The 15,012-nt window shown below is 72.1% G+C and carries 16 protein-coding genes and 1 other RNA gene; 12 read left to right on the plus strand and 5 right to left on the minus strand.

Annotated features, from left to right (window positions below):
* The first annotated feature begins 17 nt into the window (after nt 1-17).
* The 5 genes from ACIOD2_RS38895 to ffs all read left to right on the plus strand — a co-directional run bounded on the left by ACIOD2_RS38895 (nt 18) and on the right by ffs (nt 4,253).
* Nucleotides 18-2,759, plus strand: a complete 2,742-nt coding sequence (locus ACIOD2_RS38895) for a nitrate- and nitrite sensing domain-containing protein (RefSeq protein WP_400549877.1) — start codon at nt 18-20, stop codon at nt 2,757-2,759.
* Complete coding sequence (locus ACIOD2_RS38900; RefSeq protein ID WP_392760451.1) at nt 2,756-3,190, plus strand: roadblock/LC7 domain-containing protein; 435 nt, start codon at nt 2,756-2,758, stop codon at nt 3,188-3,190. Before ACIOD2_RS38895 ends, ACIOD2_RS38900 begins: the two co-directional genes overlap by 4 nt.
* A complete protein-coding gene (locus ACIOD2_RS38905; RefSeq protein ID WP_400550652.1) occupies nt 3,190-3,546 on the plus strand; it encodes a DUF742 domain-containing protein in 357 nt (118 codons plus the stop codon). Before ACIOD2_RS38900 ends, ACIOD2_RS38905 begins: the two co-directional genes overlap by 1 nt.
* Nucleotides 3,524-4,123, plus strand: a complete 600-nt coding sequence (locus ACIOD2_RS38910) for an ATP/GTP-binding protein (protein ID WP_392760449.1) — start codon at nt 3,524-3,526, stop codon at nt 4,121-4,123. The genes ACIOD2_RS38905 and ACIOD2_RS38910 overlap by 23 nt, the downstream gene beginning before the upstream one ends.
* A gap of 35 nt (nt 4,124-4,158) precedes the next feature.
* An RNA gene (ffs, locus tag ACIOD2_RS38915) (signal recognition particle sRNA small type) lies at nt 4,159-4,253 on the plus strand.
* A gap of 8 nt (nt 4,254-4,261) precedes the next feature.
* Here ffs and ACIOD2_RS38920 read toward each other — a convergent pair.
* Nucleotides 4,262-5,113 (minus strand): spermidine synthase, encoded by an 852-nt coding sequence (locus ACIOD2_RS38920; RefSeq protein WP_400549879.1) that lies wholly within the window; start codon nt 5,111-5,113, stop codon nt 4,262-4,264.
* Nucleotides 5,114-5,206: 93 nt separating this feature from the next.
* Here ACIOD2_RS38920 and ACIOD2_RS38925 point away from each other — a divergent pair, with 93 nt between their 5' ends.
* Together ACIOD2_RS38925 and ACIOD2_RS38930 are read left to right on the plus strand one after the other, a co-directional pair.
* Nucleotides 5,207-6,760: an ALF repeat-containing protein gene (locus tag ACIOD2_RS38925; RefSeq protein WP_400549881.1), complete on the plus strand. Its 1,554-nt coding sequence runs from the start codon at nt 5,207-5,209 to the stop codon at nt 6,758-6,760.
* Nucleotides 6,761-6,804: 44 nt separating this feature from the next.
* On the plus strand, nt 6,805-8,940 hold the full coding sequence (locus tag ACIOD2_RS38930) for a DNA polymerase III subunit gamma and tau (protein ID WP_400549883.1): 2,136 nt from the start codon (nt 6,805-6,807) through the stop codon (nt 8,938-8,940).
* A gap of 75 nt (nt 8,941-9,015) precedes the next feature.
* Here ACIOD2_RS38930 and ACIOD2_RS38935 read toward each other — a convergent pair whose 3' ends face one another.
* Nucleotides 9,016-9,447 carry a TIGR03618 family F420-dependent PPOX class oxidoreductase gene (locus ACIOD2_RS38935; RefSeq protein ID WP_400549885.1) on the minus strand — a complete coding sequence of 144 codons (432 nt, stop codon included), beginning with the start codon at nt 9,445-9,447 and terminating at the stop codon, nt 9,016-9,018.
* A 49-nt stretch (nt 9,448-9,496) separates the two neighbouring features.
* Between ACIOD2_RS38935 and ACIOD2_RS38940 the strand changes: the two genes are divergently transcribed.
* Complete coding sequence (locus ACIOD2_RS38940) at nt 9,497-9,850, plus strand: winged helix-turn-helix transcriptional regulator (RefSeq protein WP_400549887.1); 354 nt, start codon at nt 9,497-9,499, stop codon at nt 9,848-9,850.
* Here ACIOD2_RS38940 and ACIOD2_RS38945 read toward each other — a convergent pair.
* Entirely contained in the window at nt 9,835-10,692 is an 858-nt protein-coding gene (locus ACIOD2_RS38945; RefSeq protein ID WP_400549889.1) for an N-acetylmuramoyl-L-alanine amidase, read from the minus strand. The genes ACIOD2_RS38940 and ACIOD2_RS38945 overlap by 16 nt on opposite strands.
* Nucleotides 10,693-10,770: 78 nt before the next feature.
* On the opposite strand from ACIOD2_RS38945, the gene ACIOD2_RS38950 reads away from it, so the two are divergent.
* From ACIOD2_RS38950 to ACIOD2_RS38960, 3 genes are all read left to right on the plus strand, one after another.
* A complete protein-coding gene (locus ACIOD2_RS38950; RefSeq protein ID WP_392760440.1) occupies nt 10,771-11,130 on the plus strand; it encodes a YbaB/EbfC family nucleoid-associated protein in 360 nt (119 codons plus the stop codon).
* 5 nt (nt 11,131-11,135) lie between these two features.
* A complete protein-coding gene (gene recR / locus ACIOD2_RS38955) occupies nt 11,136-11,732 on the plus strand; it encodes a recombination mediator RecR (RefSeq protein ID WP_323324577.1) in 597 nt (198 codons plus the stop codon).
* A gap of 79 nt (nt 11,733-11,811) precedes the next feature.
* The gene (locus tag ACIOD2_RS38960) at nt 11,812-12,237 is read left to right on the plus strand and encodes a hypothetical protein (protein ID WP_400549892.1); all 426 of its coding nucleotides are present in this window, start codon (nt 11,812-11,814) and stop codon (nt 12,235-12,237) included.
* Here the strand turns inward: ACIOD2_RS38960 and ACIOD2_RS38965 are convergent.
* Together ACIOD2_RS38965 and ACIOD2_RS38970 are read right to left on the minus strand one after the other, a co-directional pair.
* Nucleotides 12,194-12,748 (minus strand): glucosaminidase domain-containing protein, encoded by a 555-nt coding sequence (locus ACIOD2_RS38965; protein WP_400549894.1) that lies wholly within the window; start codon nt 12,746-12,748, stop codon nt 12,194-12,196. The two genes, ACIOD2_RS38960 and ACIOD2_RS38965, sit on opposite strands and share 44 nt — an antisense overlap.
* Before the next feature lie 59 nt (nt 12,749-12,807).
* Complete coding sequence (locus ACIOD2_RS38970) at nt 12,808-13,905, minus strand: UDP-N-acetyl glucosamine 2-epimerase (RefSeq protein WP_400549896.1); 1,098 nt, start codon at nt 13,903-13,905, stop codon at nt 12,808-12,810.
* A gap of 84 nt (nt 13,906-13,989) precedes the next feature.
* Between ACIOD2_RS38970 and ACIOD2_RS38975 the strand changes: the two genes are divergently transcribed.
* Nucleotides 13,990-15,009, plus strand: a complete 1,020-nt coding sequence (locus ACIOD2_RS38975; protein ID WP_400549898.1) for a glycosyltransferase family 2 protein — start codon at nt 13,990-13,992, stop codon at nt 15,007-15,009.
* The last annotated feature ends 3 nt before the right edge of the window (nt 15,010-15,012 follow it).

The following is a 15,012-nucleotide window of genomic DNA, read 5'->3' on the forward strand; positions in this document are numbered from 1 at the left end:
GACGGGAAGGTGGCGGAATGAGGCACGGCAGGTCGACCGCGGAACAGGCGAGCGGCGGGGGTTTCCTCACGCGGCTCGGCATTCGCGGAAAGCTGAACCTGCTGCTCCTGCCACCCTTGGTCGCGGTGCTGCTGGTCTCGGTGCCGTTCGTGCTGACGCAGGCGAGCAGCGCCACGGCGGCCGCGCAGTCGGCGACCGTGGCGCGCCACGCCCAGCAGCTCGGCGGGCTGGTCTGGCAGCTGCAGCGGGAACGGCTGCTGACCGGCGCCTTCCTCGCGACGCCGTCGATGTCGCCGGACGAGCTGGTCAAGCAGCGCCGGGCGGTCGACACCGCGGTCGAGAACGTCCGGTCGCAGCTCGGCGCGGACGCGCCGGACGAGCTGTCCGCGGCCCTGACCCGGATCGGCTCGCTGAACGAGCTGCGGCAGAACGCCGAGCGCCGCGGGGTCGCGCTCGACAGCGTGGCCCGCACCTACCACGCCGTGATCGGCGCGGTCATCGACTCGCTGCGGCTCGTCCCGCAGCTCACCAGTGACGCCGAAGGCACCAGGGAGCTGACCGCCCTCGAAGCGCTGCTGCGCGCGAACGAGGAGAACTCGTTGCGCGGCATGGCGTTGATCGTGACGGCGGTGGCGCCCGACGCCGGCAAGTCCATCCTGGACGACGCGACCCAGCAGGCGCCGATCTTCACCGACCGGTTCGTCCAGCAGGCCGACAACGCCTCCGACAACCAGCAGGCCGAGCTGGTGGTCAACGTCGAGCAGAGCGACGCGGGCCGCAAGATCGAGGACCTCGCCGCGCAGATCGACAACCCGCGGGACGCCGCGGCCACCGGCCGGTACGTCACCGACGTCCTCAGCGCGGCGGAAACCCAGGCGGGCCAGCGGAAACTCGTCCAGGAGCGGGTCACCGGCGAGATCGCCGACTCGGCGACCGGCCGCGCCGACTCGGCGACGCAGCTGGCCTGGGTCGTCGGTGCCGGCGCCGCCGCGCTGTTCCTGCTGGTCGCCTTCCTCGCCGTCGCGGTCTCCCGCTCGATCGCCCAGCCGCTGCGGCGGCTGACCACGGCGGCGACGTCGGTCGCCGACCTCGCCGGCACCGAGCTCGTCCGCGTGACCGACACCGAGGAGGCCGAGGAGCAGGTGCCGCGGCTGGCCACGATCGACGTCTCCTCGGACGACGAGCTCGGCAAGCTCGCCGCGGCGTTCAACCGGGTCCAGACGACCGCCGCCGAGCTGGTCGAACGGCAGGCGCTCACCCGGCGCAACACCAGCCTGATGTTCGCGAACGTCGCGAAGCGCACGCAGAACCTCGTCGGCCGCCAGCTCGCGCTGATCGACGACGTCGAGCGCAACGAGCAGGACACCCGGCTGCTGGCCAGCCTCTACCGCCTCGACCACCTCTCCACCCGCCTGCGCCGCAACGCCGACAACCTGCTCGTGGTGTCCGGCACCCGCGACGAGACCCGCATCGCCGGCCCGATCGAGCTGTCGACGGCCCTGCGCTCGGCGCTCGCCGAGATCGAGGACTACCAGCGCGTCAAGCTCGGTGTCGTCGCGGAGATCCTGCTGTCCTCGGCCCTCGGCGCCGACCTGGTGCTGGTGTTCGCCGAGCTGCTGGAGAACGCGACGTCGTTCTCGCCGCCGGGCTCGACGGTCGAGGTGGACACGATGTTCCTCACCGACGGCTCGTGCCTGGTCAGCATCGTCGACCACGGCATCGGCATGACCGCCGAGAAGATGGGCGAGGAGAACAAGCGGCTCGTCGAGCGGGAGCGCCTCGAGCTGGCGCCGACCAGTGTGCTCGGCCTGTTCGTCGTCGGCCGCCTGGCGCGGCGTCACGAACTCGGCGTCGAACTGCTCGCGACGCCGACGACCGGCGGGGTCACCGCGCGGCTGACGATCCCGCCGTCGCTGTTCGGCCACCGCACCGGACTGCTCCCGAAGGCCGAACCCGCGCCGGCGATCCCGGCGCAGGCAGCGCCCCCGATCGCGACGCGGAAACCGCGGCACGCCGCCCCGGCGCCGTCGCCGCGTTCGGTGTCCACTTCGGACATGTTCCGGCCTGCCGAGCCGGAGCGACAGACGGAACTGCCGTCGCCGGCGATCCCGGCGCTGCTCGGCACCGGCCACCTCAACGGGTTCCGCTGGTTCAACCAGCTGGAGCCGGTGTGGCCGGACGCCGAACCCGCCGCCGTCGAGGTCGCCGAGGAACCCGAGTCGGAGTCGCGTGGCGGCCTGCGCCGTCGTGTCCGCGGCGCGCAGCTGCCCAGCCCGGGCACGACCGCCGCCGTCGCCGTCGAGGACAAGCCGCGGCACGACCCCGAGGCGACCAGGATCGCGATGGACGGCTTCCAGGAGGCGTTCGCCAGGGCCGCCGAGGTCGGTGCCACGGCGACCGACCCGCCACCAGCCGTCGTCACCGAACCCGCGCCGCTTCCGGTGCGCGTCCCCGGGAACGACCGGATCGCCGCCTCCGCCGCCGTCGCCCCGGTGACCGCCCCGATCTCGCGGGACGGCCTGACCCGGCGTGTGCCCGGCGCCCAGCTCGCCCCGGGCCTCCGCAAGCAGGAGGCCGTGGCCAGGCCGATCGCCCGAGCCGCCGTGACCCGCGCCAAGCGGGACCCGGCGGCCGAGCGCGCGGCGTTCGACTCGTTCGCCGCCGGCCTGGCCAAGGCGGACGTGCTTACGGCAGACACCCCACCGCCAGGTGTGGTCGCCGGTCGTGTGATGGAACGAGAAGAAGAGAGCAGGAAATGAGCATCCCCGCACCTGGTGTCAGCGTCGAAGCCCAGAACTTCAACTGGCTGGTGAGCCGCTTCGCGCAGCACACCGCGGGCGCGATCGCGGCCATCGCGGTCTCGGCCGACGGCTTGCTGATCGCGGTGTCCTCGGAGCTCGAGCGCTCCAACGCCGACCGCCTCGCCGCGATCTCGTCCGCCATGCTCGGCCTCGCCCACGGCGTCTCCGACAGCCACCCGCTCGGCGCGCCCGACAAGGTGATCATCGAGCTGGAGCACGGTTACCTGCTGGTCTGCACCATCAGCATCGGCTGCTCGCTCGGCGTCCTCGCCAACAAGCAGGCCAGCCTCGGCACGATCGCCTACGAGATGGCGATGTTCGCCAACCGCGCCACCGAGGTCCTCACGCCCGGCCTGATCGAGGAGCTCAAGAACACCGTGGGTTCGTGATGGCCGAGGACGACCCGGACATCTCGCTGCTGCGGCCGTACCTGATGACCTCGGGGCGGGCGCAGCCGGTGGACCAGAGCCTCGAGATCGAGGCGCAGGTGATGACGTCACGCCTCGGCGCGGCGTCGCACCCGAAGCTGACCTTCGAACGCCAGGAAATCGTTTCCCTCTGCCGCAGCACGATGTCGGTCGCCGAAGTGGCCGCCATGCTCGGCCTGCACATCGGTGTCGCGCGCGTGCTCGTGGCCGACCTCGCCGAGCTGGGCTACGTCGTCGTCCGCCGGCCGGGGAGCCACAACTCGCACGACCTCGGCATGATCGAAAGGGTCATTCGTGGACTCGAAGCCATTCACTGAACCGGCGGCCCGCCCGCCGGCCCCGGTCAAGATCGTCATCGCGGGCGGTTTCGGCGTCGGCAAGACCACGGCGGTGTCGTCGATCTCCGAGATCAAGCCGCTGACGACGGAGGCCGCGATCACGTCGGTCGCCGCGAACGTCGACCGCACGGGCCACGTCCCGTCGAAGACCACGACGACGGTGGCCCTGGACTTCGGCTGCATCACGATCGACGACGAGGTGAAGCTGTACCTGTTCGGTACGCCCGGCCAGGACCGCTTCGGCTTCATGTGGCAGGACCTGGTCCAGGGCGCCCTGGGGGCACTGGTCATCGTGGACACCCGCCGCATGGACGACTGCTACCCGGCGGTCGACTACTTCGAGAACGCGGGACTCCCGTTCGTGGTCGCGGTCAACATGTTCGACGGCGCGCTCGGCCACAACCTGGACGACATCCGCTGGGCTCTGGCGGTGAGCGAGGACGTCCCGCTGATCACGTTCGACGCCCGGCAGAAGCTCTCGGTGCGGGACGCGCTGCTGGCGGTCCTGCACAACACGTTCAAGCGGGCACGGGCCCAGGCAGGTGCCGGGGCCTGACGACGGCCCTTTCGAAGGTTCCCGCTACACTGATCCACGGACCCCGCGCGGCGTCCACCCTGTGAACCTCCCCAGGGCCGGAAGGCAGCAAGGATAAGCAGGCTCTGACGGGTGCGCGGGGTCCCCTTTTTTTGGCCCCTAGAACACGCCCAGGATGTCTTCCGGGGGTTTCGGGGCCGGGGGTGCGTCCTCGTCCGTGATCGGCTTGGCCTTTCCCGCCAGCTTCGCCAGCTCCGCGCCCGCCACGCACCTTGCCGGGAAGGCCGCCGACGCCGTTCGGGACGCCAGGTCCGCCGTTGGCAGGGCCGTTGCCGAGGCTGCGAACACCAGGTTTCCGAAGCGCCTGCCGCGCAGTACGCCGGGGTCGGCCAGCAGCACCACCTGCGGGAACACCTCGCGCAGGGTGGCGAGGAAGCGGCGGGCGAAGGGGAGTCCGGCGCCGTCCGTGATGTTGGCCAGGTACGTGCCACTCGGGCGGAGGACGGCCGCGATCGTGCGCAGGCTCTCCAGCGTGGCCAGGCCGCCCGCCAGCGCCGCCTGCTCGAACGCGTCCACCACCACCAGGTCCGCCGAGTCCTCGTGGCGGGTCGCCAGGCCCTCGCGGCCGTCCGTCACGCGCACCCGCAAACCCGGGACGCGCAGGCCCAGCTGGGTGCGGACCAGCTCGACCAGCTCACCGTCCGCGTCGAACACCAGTTGGCGGGACCCCGGCCGCCTGGCCGCGACGTAGCGCGGCAGGGTGCACGCCGCGCCGCCGATGTGGAGGGCGTCCAGCGGGCCCGGGTACAGCAGGTCCACCACGTCGCCGAAGCGGCGGACGTAGTCGAACTCCAGGTGGGCCGGGTCGTCGAGGTCGACGTACGACTGCGCGACCCCGCCAACCGACACCAGCCACGCGTCGGCGCGGTCGGGGTCGCGGTGCAGCTCCGCCGTCCCGAAACGCACCGGGTAACGGCCCGGGACCGGGGCGGGCTTGCGCGTTCGGCTCACGGAACCCGACCTTAGCGGCGGTCGGAAACATTCTTGCCGGGGCGGCGATAAGGGAGCGGAACGAACACCGATCCGAGGGGGATCACCTTGCGTGTGAACGCAGTTCTCGTTGCCGCGGCCTTGGCCGTCGGCGTACTCGCGACGCCTGCTTCGGCGGACGTCCTGCCCGACCGGGCCCAGGCCGTCTCGCTGCTGGAGACCGGCGGCCCCGGCGTCGCGGAGGCCGCCGAAACGGCGTTGCTCGGCTCACCCGCCGACCTGACCGCCTTCCTGACCACCGGCCAGTACCGGGCCAAGGACGACGACGACCGGGTCCTGGTCGCCCAGGCCCTGTCGACCGGCGGCCCCGCCACCAAGCGCGCCGCCCAGCAGGCGCTCAACGGCACCATCGCCGACGTCCGCGAGTTCCTCGCCACCGGCCTGCCCCGGGCCCGGGAAGCCGACGACCGGATCGCCGTCGGCCAGGCCATGACCACCGGCGGCCCGACCGTGAACGCCCGCGCCCAGCGGGCGCTCGACGGCACGCCCGCCGACGTCCGCGCCTTCCTGGACCACGGCCTGCAGCAGGCGAAGGACATCGACGACCGGATCGCGGTCAACCAGGCCATGGCGGCCGGCGGCCCGGGGGTGCAGGCCGCCGCGCAGACGGCCCTCGACGGCGACCCGGCCGACGTCCGGTACTTCCTGGCCGTCTGGAAGCAGGTCGCCGCGGCCGGCGACACCGAGGTCACCGCGATCCAGGCCCAGGTCGACGCCGCGAAGGCGGCCGCGGCCCGGCACGACGCCACCGGCGTCGGAGTCGCGGCGGACCAGGCCGCGAAGCTCGCGTCGGACGCTAGGAAAGCGAACACCGACCGGCTCGCCGCCCAGCAGGTCAAGAACCAGCAGGACGGGCAGGCCGCGGCCGACGCCGACGCGACCGCGCGGCGGCAGGCCGAGGAAGCCGCGGCCCGGGCCGCGCAGGCCAAGACCGGCAACGACAAGCTGCTGGCCGACGCGGCCGACCCGGCGCTGACGGTGCCCAACGGCCGTCGCGCGTCGGTCTACCTGCTGCGCAACGGAGGTGCCGCGGTCAAGGCCGCCGCTCGCGCCGCGCTCGGCGGTTCGGACGACGACGTCGTCACCTTCGTGCACAGCGGGCTCGCCGCCGCGCAGGAGACCGACGACCGCGCCGCCGTCGCGGCGATCGCCGCCGACCCGAAGGCCCGCCCGGGCCTGCGGCAGGCCGCCCGCGACGCGCTCGCGGGCCCGTACGCCGGGGTCGCCGCGCTGCTGCGCACCGGGGACTACCCGGGCCGCGACACCGACGACCGCGTCGAGGTCAACCAGATCCTGGCGGCAGGCGGCCCGTCGGTGCAGGCGGCGGCCCAGCGGGCGCTCGACGGCGGCGTCGCCGGCGTCCGCGAGTTCCTGGCGCACGGTCAGTACTCCGCGCGCCTGATCGACGTGCGGGTGAAGGTGGCCCAGACGCTGTCGAACGGTCCCGAGGTCAACGCCGTCGCGCAGGGTGTGCTCGACGGCCCGGACTCGGGCCTGCAGGCCTACCTCGACGGCGAGCTGGGCAAGGCGCGGGCGCGTGACGCCTTCACCGCCCAGCACGTCGCCAAGGTGAACGCCCTGGTCGCCGAGGCGGACGCCCTGCGCTGACCCGCACGGCGAAGGTTGTCGGACGTGCCCGGTACCCTCGCGAGGTGGCTCTCGCGCTGTACCGCAAGTACCGTCCGGCAACCTTCGCCGAGGTCGTCGGGCAGGAGCATGTGACCGAACCCCTCCGCACGGCGTTGGCCGCCGGGCGGATCAACCACGCCTACCTCTTCTCCGGCCCGCGCGGCTGCGGGAAGACGTCGAGCGCCCGCATCATGGCGCGCTCGCTGAACTGCGTGAAGGGGCCGACACCGGACCCGTGCGGCGAATGCAACTCGTGCAAGGCGCTCGCGCCGGAGGGCTCGGGCAGCGTCGACGTCACGGAGCTCGACGCGGCCAGCCACGGTGGTGTCGACGACGCCCGTGAGCTGCGTGACAAGGCGTTCTACGCGCCCGCGGAGTCGCGCTACCGCGTGTTCATCATCGACGAGGCGCACATGGTCACCACGCAGGGCTTCAACGCCCTGCTGAAGATCGTTGAAGAGCCGCCCGAGCACGTCATCTTCATCTTCGCGACCACCGAGCCGGACAAGGTGCTCACCACCATCCGCTCGCGGACGCACCACTACCCCTTCCGGCTGATCCCGCCGGGCGCGATGCGCACGCTGCTGGAAAGCAACGTCGCCTCCGAGGGCGTCGAGGTCGAGCCGGCGGTGTACCCGCTGGTCATCCGGGCCGGCGGCGGTTCGGCACGTGACACGCAGTCCGTGCTCGACCAGCTGCTCGCCGGCGCCGGGCCCGACGGCGTCAGCTACAGCCGCGCGGTGGCGCTGCTGGGCGTCACCGACGTCGCGCTGATCGACGACATGGTCGACGCGCTCTCGACCGACGACGCCGGCACGGTGTTCGGCACGGTCGAGAAGGTCACGGAGGCCGGGCACGACCCGCGCCGGTTCGCGACCGACCTGCTCGACCGGCTGCGCGACCTGGTGCTGCTGCGTGCGGTGCCGGAGTCCGCCGGCGGGCTCGTTTCCGCGCCCGAAGAGGAACTGTCGCGGATGGTCGGCCAGGCCGAACGCCTCGGCCTCGGCACGCTCTCGCGCTACGCCGACATCGTCCACAATGGACTTCTGGAGATGCGCGGCGCGACGTCGCCCCGGCTCGTGCTCGAGCTGCTGTGCGCGCGGATGCTGCTGCCGTCGGTCACCGAGGCGGAAAAGGCGCTGCTGGCCCGGATCGAGCGGCTGGAACGCCGCGCGACGGTCGCCGGTGGCGGCGGCGCGCCCGCCGAAGGCGGCGTCGAGCCGCCGGTGCGCGCGGCGCCGGAGAAGGAGTTCTCGCGGCCTTCGCAGCGTCCGGCGTCGGCGGGACCGGCGCCCGTGGCGGTGCCGGAGCCGCCCGCGGCCGAACCGGCCCCGCCGGCTCGTCCCGCTCCCGCGCCGGCCGCCGAACCGGCGCCCGCGCCCGCGGACGGCGGCTGGAGCACCCCTCGCACGCCGGGCGGTGAGCCACCCGCACAGGCGCCCGCCGCCGCGACCGACAACAGCGGCTGGGGTGCCACGCGGGCCCCGGGCGGGAACCCACCCGCCCCGGTCGCCGAGCCCGAGCCGGCGGCCGCCGCGGCCGCGCCCGAGCCGTCCGGTGCGCTGGACGCCGCCGGGATCCGGAACATCTGGCCGCAGCTGATGACGTCGTTGCGCAAGTTCACCGGCGGCCGCAGCCTCGAGGCGATGCTCACGCAGGCGACGGTGGCGACCGTCGAGGGCAACTCGCTGACGCTGACCCACAAGTCCGAGCCGCTGGCCCGCCGGCTGTCCGACCAGGACAACGCCCGCAAGATCGCCGGCGCCCTGACCGACGTCCTCGGTGGTGAGTGGCAGGTCCGCTGCGTCCACGGCAACGCCCCGGCGTCGGCCCCCGCGGCCCGCGCGCAGCAGGCGGCACCCGCGCCGAAGCAGTCGTTCACCCGCCAGTCGGCGGCCACCCCCGCGGCGCCCGCGGCGCCGGCAGCTCCCACCCGGCCCGCCCCCGCGGCACTGGCCCAGCCGGCGCGCCCGAAGGTCACGACGACCGAGCCGGACATCCCGCTGCCCCCGGAACCCTCCGGCGAGGACGACGAGGACCTCTACAACGAGGACGCCAGCCCGGCCCCGCCACCACCCCCGCCGCCGCCGGACCAGGACCCGGACGAGCTGGCCCGCAGGCTGATCTCGGACCACCTCGGCGCCCGCCCCCTGGACTGACCCAAGTCCGTGAATGGCCCATTGAGGGACTTCAAGTCCCTCAATGGGCCATTCACGGCTTTCGGACGGCGGCGGTCAGGAGGCCCAGGGGCCGATGCCGGTGACGCGGTCCGCCTTGACGCGGACGATCACCGCGGTCGGCGAGTTCTGGTTGCCCAGCAGGTACTTCGGCACGCCCAGGTAGCGCTGGGCCTGGCGGTCCATCAGGGCCGTGAACTCGTCGGCGATGTCCGGGCCGACGATCGACGCCGTGCCGCGGACCAGCAGGTACTGCGGCAGCCCGCGAGCATCGTGGCCGTCGTGGTCCTCGATCAGGACCGTCACGCGCGGGTCGTTGCGGATGTTGCGCACCTTGGGACGGCGGCCTTCCATGCCCATCACGATCTCGTCGCCCTCGCGGCTGGCCCAGACCATCGACGTCTGGGGCGAGCCGTCCGGGTTGATCGTGGTCAGCACGGCGTTGAAGGGCCGCTCGAAGAGCCGGTGCGCGCTTTCGGGAAGTTCCATGACCTCGAGGTTAGGAATCCGACGGGTACCGCTGGGTACCTTGGTTCCCATGGGTGACTTCTCCGGCGACGTCTTCCTGGCCGACTGCCCGGCCCGGCTGGCGATCGAGATCATCGCCGACAAGTGGGCCGTCGTGGTGGTGTTCGCGCTCAGCCGCGGCCCGCGGCGGCACGGTGAGCTCGTCGACCTCATCGGTGGCATCTCCCGCAAGATGCTGACCCAGACGCTGCGGAAGCTCCAGGGTTTCGGCCTGGTCGACCGCCGCGTTTACGCCGAAGCGCCACCACGCGTCGAATACCGGCTGACGGACCTCGGGCAGACGCTCGTCGAGCCGATCAGCGTCCTCACCAAATGGGCGACGCTGCACGGCGAAGCCGTCGTGGAGGCTCAGGAAGCCAGGTAGGCCTCGATCGCCGCGGCGATCGACGACGCGAACTGCAGGCGCCCTTCCGCGCTGCTCATCCGGGCCGCTTCGGCCGCGTCGCGCATGTTCCCGCACTCGACCAACGCGATCGGCCGCGTCGAGAGGTTCAGGCCGCCGAGGTCCGCGCGCGCCGAAAGGCCGTTGCCGCCGATGTAGTTCGACGTGCTGAAGCCGCTCGTGCGCAGGGTGTCGCGCAGCGTTTGCGCCAGCCGCGTCGACGGCGCGCCCTGCGCCGCGTTCAGCGGCGGGGCCGAGTAGGCGACGTGGAAGCCGGTCGCACCGGGCGAGTTCGAGCCGTCGGCGTGGATCGAGACGACGGCGTCGGCGTTCGCGTCGTTGCCGATCGAGGCCCGCTTGTCGACGCACGGGCCGACGCCGGTGTCGTTCTGTCGCGTGTAGACGACGCGGATCCCCTTGGCCGCCAGCGCGTTCCCGACCCGCTGGGCGACGTCCCAGGTGAACGCGTGCTCGGGGTAACCGGCGTTCGTCGACGTCCCGGTGGTGTTGCACGGCTTGGTCTGCCCGCGCCCCGCGGGCACGAGCCGGTTGATCTCCGCGGCGTGCGAGCCGTTGCCGCCGTTGTGCCCCGGGTCCAGCACGACGACCTTCCCGGCCGCGACCGGCGGAGCGGCTGCCGTAGACGGCGGTGCGGGAGGCGCGATCGACGACGCCGGAGGCGTGACGGTCGCCGGGGTCGGCGTGACCGTCCGGGTCACGACGGGTGCGGGCGCGGGAGCTGCCGGGGCGTCTTCTTCGCAGCCGGTGAGCAGCAGGGCACCGGCCAGCAGGAGGGGAGCAGTCGCGCGTCGCACGGCGACCACGGTGCCACACCCCGGGCCCGCCCGTGGCGCGACTACCCTGGTGGTGACACAGGCGTGCAGAGAGGACCGAGTGCGATCATGGTGCAACCCGGCGGCGGTTTCGACATCTCCCAGCTGATGCAGCAGGCCCAGCAGATGCAGCAGAAGCTCGTCGAGGCCCAGGAGGAGCTCGCCAACACCGAGGTCAGCGGCAGTGCCGGCGGCGGGCTGGTCACCGCGACCGTGTCCGGCGACAGCCAGCTGAAGAGCCTCCAGATCGACCCGAAGGTCGTCGACCCGGACGACGTCGAGACGCTGTCCGACCTGGTCGTCGCCGCGGTGCGCGACGCGTCGGCGAACGCCCAGAAGCTCACCGAGCAGAAGCTCGGCCCGCTGGCCAGCGGCCTCGGCGGCGGTGGCGGCATGCCGGACCTCGGCGCCCTCGGCTTCGGCGGCTGACGAACTTGTACGAAGGTGTCGTCCAGGACCTGATCGACGAGCTCGGGCGGCTGCCCGGGGTCGGGCCGAAGAGCGCCCAGCGGATCGCGTTCCACCTGCTGGCCACCGACCCGGCCGACATCGGGCGGCTGCAGGACGTGCTCGGCAAGGTCAAGGAGGGCGTGCAGTTCTGCGAGGTCTGCGGCAACGTCTCCGAGCAGCAGAAGTGCCGCATCTGCCGCGACGAGCGCCGCGACCTCACGGTCATCTGCGTCGTCGAGGAGCCGAAGGACGTCCTGGCGGTCGAGCGCACGCGTGAGTTCAAGGGCCGCTACCACGTGCTGGGCGGCGCGCTCGACCCGTTGTCCGGGATCGGGCCGGAGCAGCTGCGGATGCGCGAGCTGCTCAAGCGCATCGGCGAGGCGGACATCAGCGAGATCATCATCGCGACGGACCCCAACACCGAGGGCGAAGCGACGGCGACGTACCTCGTGCGGATGCTGCGCGACTTCCCGGGCTTGAGCGTGACGAGGCTGGCGTCGGGTCTCCCGATGGGCGGTGACCTGGAGTTCGCGGACGAGCTGACCCTGGGCCGCGCGCTCTCGGGCCGCCGTGTCCTTTGACGGCCTGCCGGTCGAACCGGTCCGGACGCTCCTTTCCGTCGATTTCGATCGGCGGAAAGGGCAGGAGTTCGTCGATGTCGTGGATTGCACCGAGCTGCCCAAGGTGCGCTACGCCGACGACCTGACCGGCGCGATCGAGCTGACCGTCGGCCAGGTCGCCCTCCTGGGCCGGAACTGGGAGTCGGACATCGAGCTGCTGTGGCTCTCCGTGGCCGATCTCGTGGCCGGGTACCGCGGCGAAGGGCGCGCCGAGGTGAGGTTCCCCGATCAGCCGGCGACCATCACGCTCGAGCCGGTGCCGCCGGGGCTCATCCGGGTCACCGTGGCCGGCGGGGCGTACCGCGAGACCGCCGTCACCGGTGAGGAAAGACTGCTTTCCGCGCTCGCGGCCGGCGGACTCGGATTCTTCGAGAAGTTCGCCGACCTGACCGGCCGGAACTTCGACCCGGCCATCGGGAAGCTCACCGGTCGAAGCGGCGCAGGTCGTACAGGTCCATCAGCCTGATCACCTTGTTCGCGTACTCCGGGTCGGTGGCGTACTTCCGCGCCACCGCCCGGATGAACGCGTCGGGGTCGGTGCGCACCGGCAGCGCCGCCGCGTAGTTCGGCGACGTCGTCAGCAGGCGGCCGTAATCACGGAACGAGTCGTCAACCGAGGCGTACGAGCGGAAAAACGCATCCACCGGGTGGCACGGCGACGGAACGCATTCCGAGGTCTGGTAGCGCGCGCACCGCAGAGCGATGGGGCCCGGGCTCGTCGGCCGGACGCACTTGAAGCCGAAGTAGTTCAGCTCGGCCGTCGACAGCCTGCTGCGGCCCCAGTTCGACTCCAGGATCGACTGCGCCACCGTGACCGACGCCGGGATTTCGTACGCGGCGCGGATCCGCAGGGCGATCGGGCCCGCCGCGTCGACGTACGCCTGCTGGTAGCCCGCGCTGAGCGCGTCCGCGCGGACCGAGGGCTGGTCGATCGGCGGGACGAGCAGCAGGGCCGCCGCGAGTCCGAAGTGGATCATGGCGGCAAAGCTGCCCGATCCCCGCGGCCGCGGCGACCCGCGTCACTCCATCGAGCGTGTCAGCAGTAGCCGAGCTGCGCCAGGGAGTCCACGATGATCTCGGACGGGTGGTACTTGTCCATCCAGGACTCACCGCGGCGGTTCTGGTACGTGTCGAGGAAGTTCTGCAGCTTGTCGCCGCGCATTTCGGTGAGCACGACGGTCTCGCCGAGGTGCTGCGGCGTCTCGGTGCGCTCGCGGTGCACCGCGCACGGCAGGCCGAGGTAGTAGCACTCCGCCGAGAGACCACCCGAGTCGGTGACGACGTACTCGGCGCGCGCGACCAGCGGCAGGAACTTCAGGTACCGCATCTTCGGCTGCGCGATGAACTTGTCGTCGAACAGGTTGTCCAGGCCCAGCGAGCGGATCTTCTCGCGCTCGGGCGCGCCGGCCATGTAGAGGATCGGCATCTTGCGGCTCTGCTCGCGCAGGATCTCCAGCACCTCGCGGTACTTGTCCGCGCGCGAGACCAGCTCGAAGCGGTGCAGCGTGGCCAGGCCGAACTTCTCCGGCAGGTTCGGCACGTCCAGCGGCTGGTTGATGGCCAGGCGCATCGCGTCGATCGCGGTGTTCGCCTCGGTGTCGACGACGACGCCGCGGGCGTTGCGCAGGTTGTTCACCTCGCGGATGCTCGGCGCGAAGTGCATGTCGACGATCTTCGCCGCGATCTTGCGGTTCAGCTCCTCGGGCAGCGGCGACAGGATGCTGCCCGACCGCGCGCCCGCCTCGACGTGGCCCACCCGCGACTTCAGGATCCGCTTCCCGATCAGCGCGCCGTACGGCGTGGTGAACGTGTCGCCGTGCACCAGCACCAGCGGCGGCCGGCCGTCCTCGGTGAGGGCGGCGCGCAGCTCGTGACGGCGGCTCCAGGCGGTGCGCATGACCTGCGCGGCCCAGCCCGGCACCTGCGACGGCGACTCGAGGTTGTGCGCCTTCTCCTCCGGCACCAGCCAGACGTCGGGCGCCGGCATGTCCAGGTCGGCCAGTACGTCGGCCACCTCGTCGACGTGCTGCGCGGTGAACCAGATCTTCGGCCGCATCCCGCGCTCGCGGATCCCGTGGTAGACGGGCGCGATCTTGATCAGTTCCGCGGTGGTGCCGAGAATGAAGGAAATCACCGTGAAGGCCCATTTCTGGTCGGGTGCGGTTGCGCAAGGATACTGGCCGACCCGCCGCCGGGACCGCCGGGTAGCCTCGGCCCGGTGAGTGCGAACCCGCTCCTCCCCTCGCTCAGCGTCGTGATCCCGGTCTACAACGAGCAGGACTGGATCGAACGCAGTGTCGGCGCGCTGCTCGCCTCGGCCGAAGAGGCGAACTGGCCGATCGAGGTCGTCGTCGTCGACGACGGCAGCACGGACGCCACGCCGTCGCGGCTCGACGAGCTGCGCGAACGCCGGGGCGTCACCGTGCTCAGCCAGGCCAACAGCGGCCGGTTCGAGGCCCGGCGGGCGGGCATCGCCAAGGCTTCGGGAGAGCAGATCCTGCTCCTCGACAGCCGCGTGGTCGTCGACACCGGTTCCCTGACGTTCCTGCGCGACCAGCTGGTCGACCACCCGGAGCGCACGGTCTGGAACGGCCACGTCAACGTCGCCTCGGAAAACAACCCGTACGCCGGGTTCATGGCCGGGCTGGTCAAGATCCCCTGGCGCCGCTACTGCGCGGATCCGCGCCTGATGTCCTTCGGCATCGACCAGTTCGACCTGTTCCCGAAGGGCACCGGCTTCTTTTCCGCACCGCGCGGGGTTCTCGAAGCGGCCTCGGACGCGTTCGTCTCGCTCTTCGACGACGTCCGCTTCGCCAGTGACGACACCGGCGTGCTGCGCTGGATCGCCGAGCGCCACCGCATCTTCCTCGCCCCGGAGTTCTCCGCGACCTACCACGGGCGCGACAGCTTCAAGAAGTTCTTCGCCCAGTCGTACTTCCGCGGGACGACCTTCGTGGACTCCTACCTCGGCTCACCCGGCCCCGCGCGCAACGGCCTGTTCGCCGCGTTCGGCGTCGGCCTGCTCGGCCTCGGCGTGGCGCTGCGGCGCCCGAAGACGGCGGTGGCGCTCGCCGCCGCCGGGTCGGCCGCGGCCGGGGTCGCCGTGACCCGGTTCGGGGCCACGAACGCCGAAGCCAAGGCCGTGGCCAAGCTCGCGCCGGTGTTCGGCGCCGGGTTCGGCGCGGGCGCCGTCCGCGGTCTCGTGATGGCCCTGCGCGCCCGCCGCAACCGGCGATGAGCA

Source organism: Amycolatopsis sp. NPDC088138, from assembly GCF_044741685.1.
Classification (GTDB): Bacteria; Actinomycetota; Actinomycetes; order Mycobacteriales; family Pseudonocardiaceae; genus Amycolatopsis.

Bases quoted from the DNA above. Each gene is read 5' to 3' on its own strand.
- ACIOD2_RS38940 (WP_400549887.1), top strand. From the start codon at position 9,497: ATGGGTGACTTCTCCGGCGACGTCTTCCTGGCCGACTGCCCGGCCCGG.
- ACIOD2_RS38950 (WP_392760440.1), top strand. From the start codon at position 10,771: ATGGTGCAACCCGGCGGCGGTTTCGACATCTCCCAGCTGATGCAGCAG.
- ACIOD2_RS38905 (WP_400550652.1), top strand. From the start codon at position 3,190: ATGGCCGAGGACGACCCGGACATCTCGCTGCTGCGGCCGTACCTGATG.
- ACIOD2_RS38965 (WP_400549894.1), bottom strand. From the start codon at position 12,748: ATGATCCACTTCGGACTCGCGGCGGCCCTGCTGCTCGTCCCGCCGATC.
- ACIOD2_RS38935 (WP_400549885.1), bottom strand. From the start codon at position 9,447: ATGGAACTTCCCGAAAGCGCGCACCGGCTCTTCGAGCGGCCCTTCAAC.
- ACIOD2_RS38900 (WP_392760451.1), top strand. From the start codon at position 2,756: ATGAGCATCCCCGCACCTGGTGTCAGCGTCGAAGCCCAGAACTTCAAC.
- ACIOD2_RS38895 (WP_400549877.1), top strand. From the start codon at position 18: ATGAGGCACGGCAGGTCGACCGCGGAACAGGCGAGCGGCGGGGGTTTC.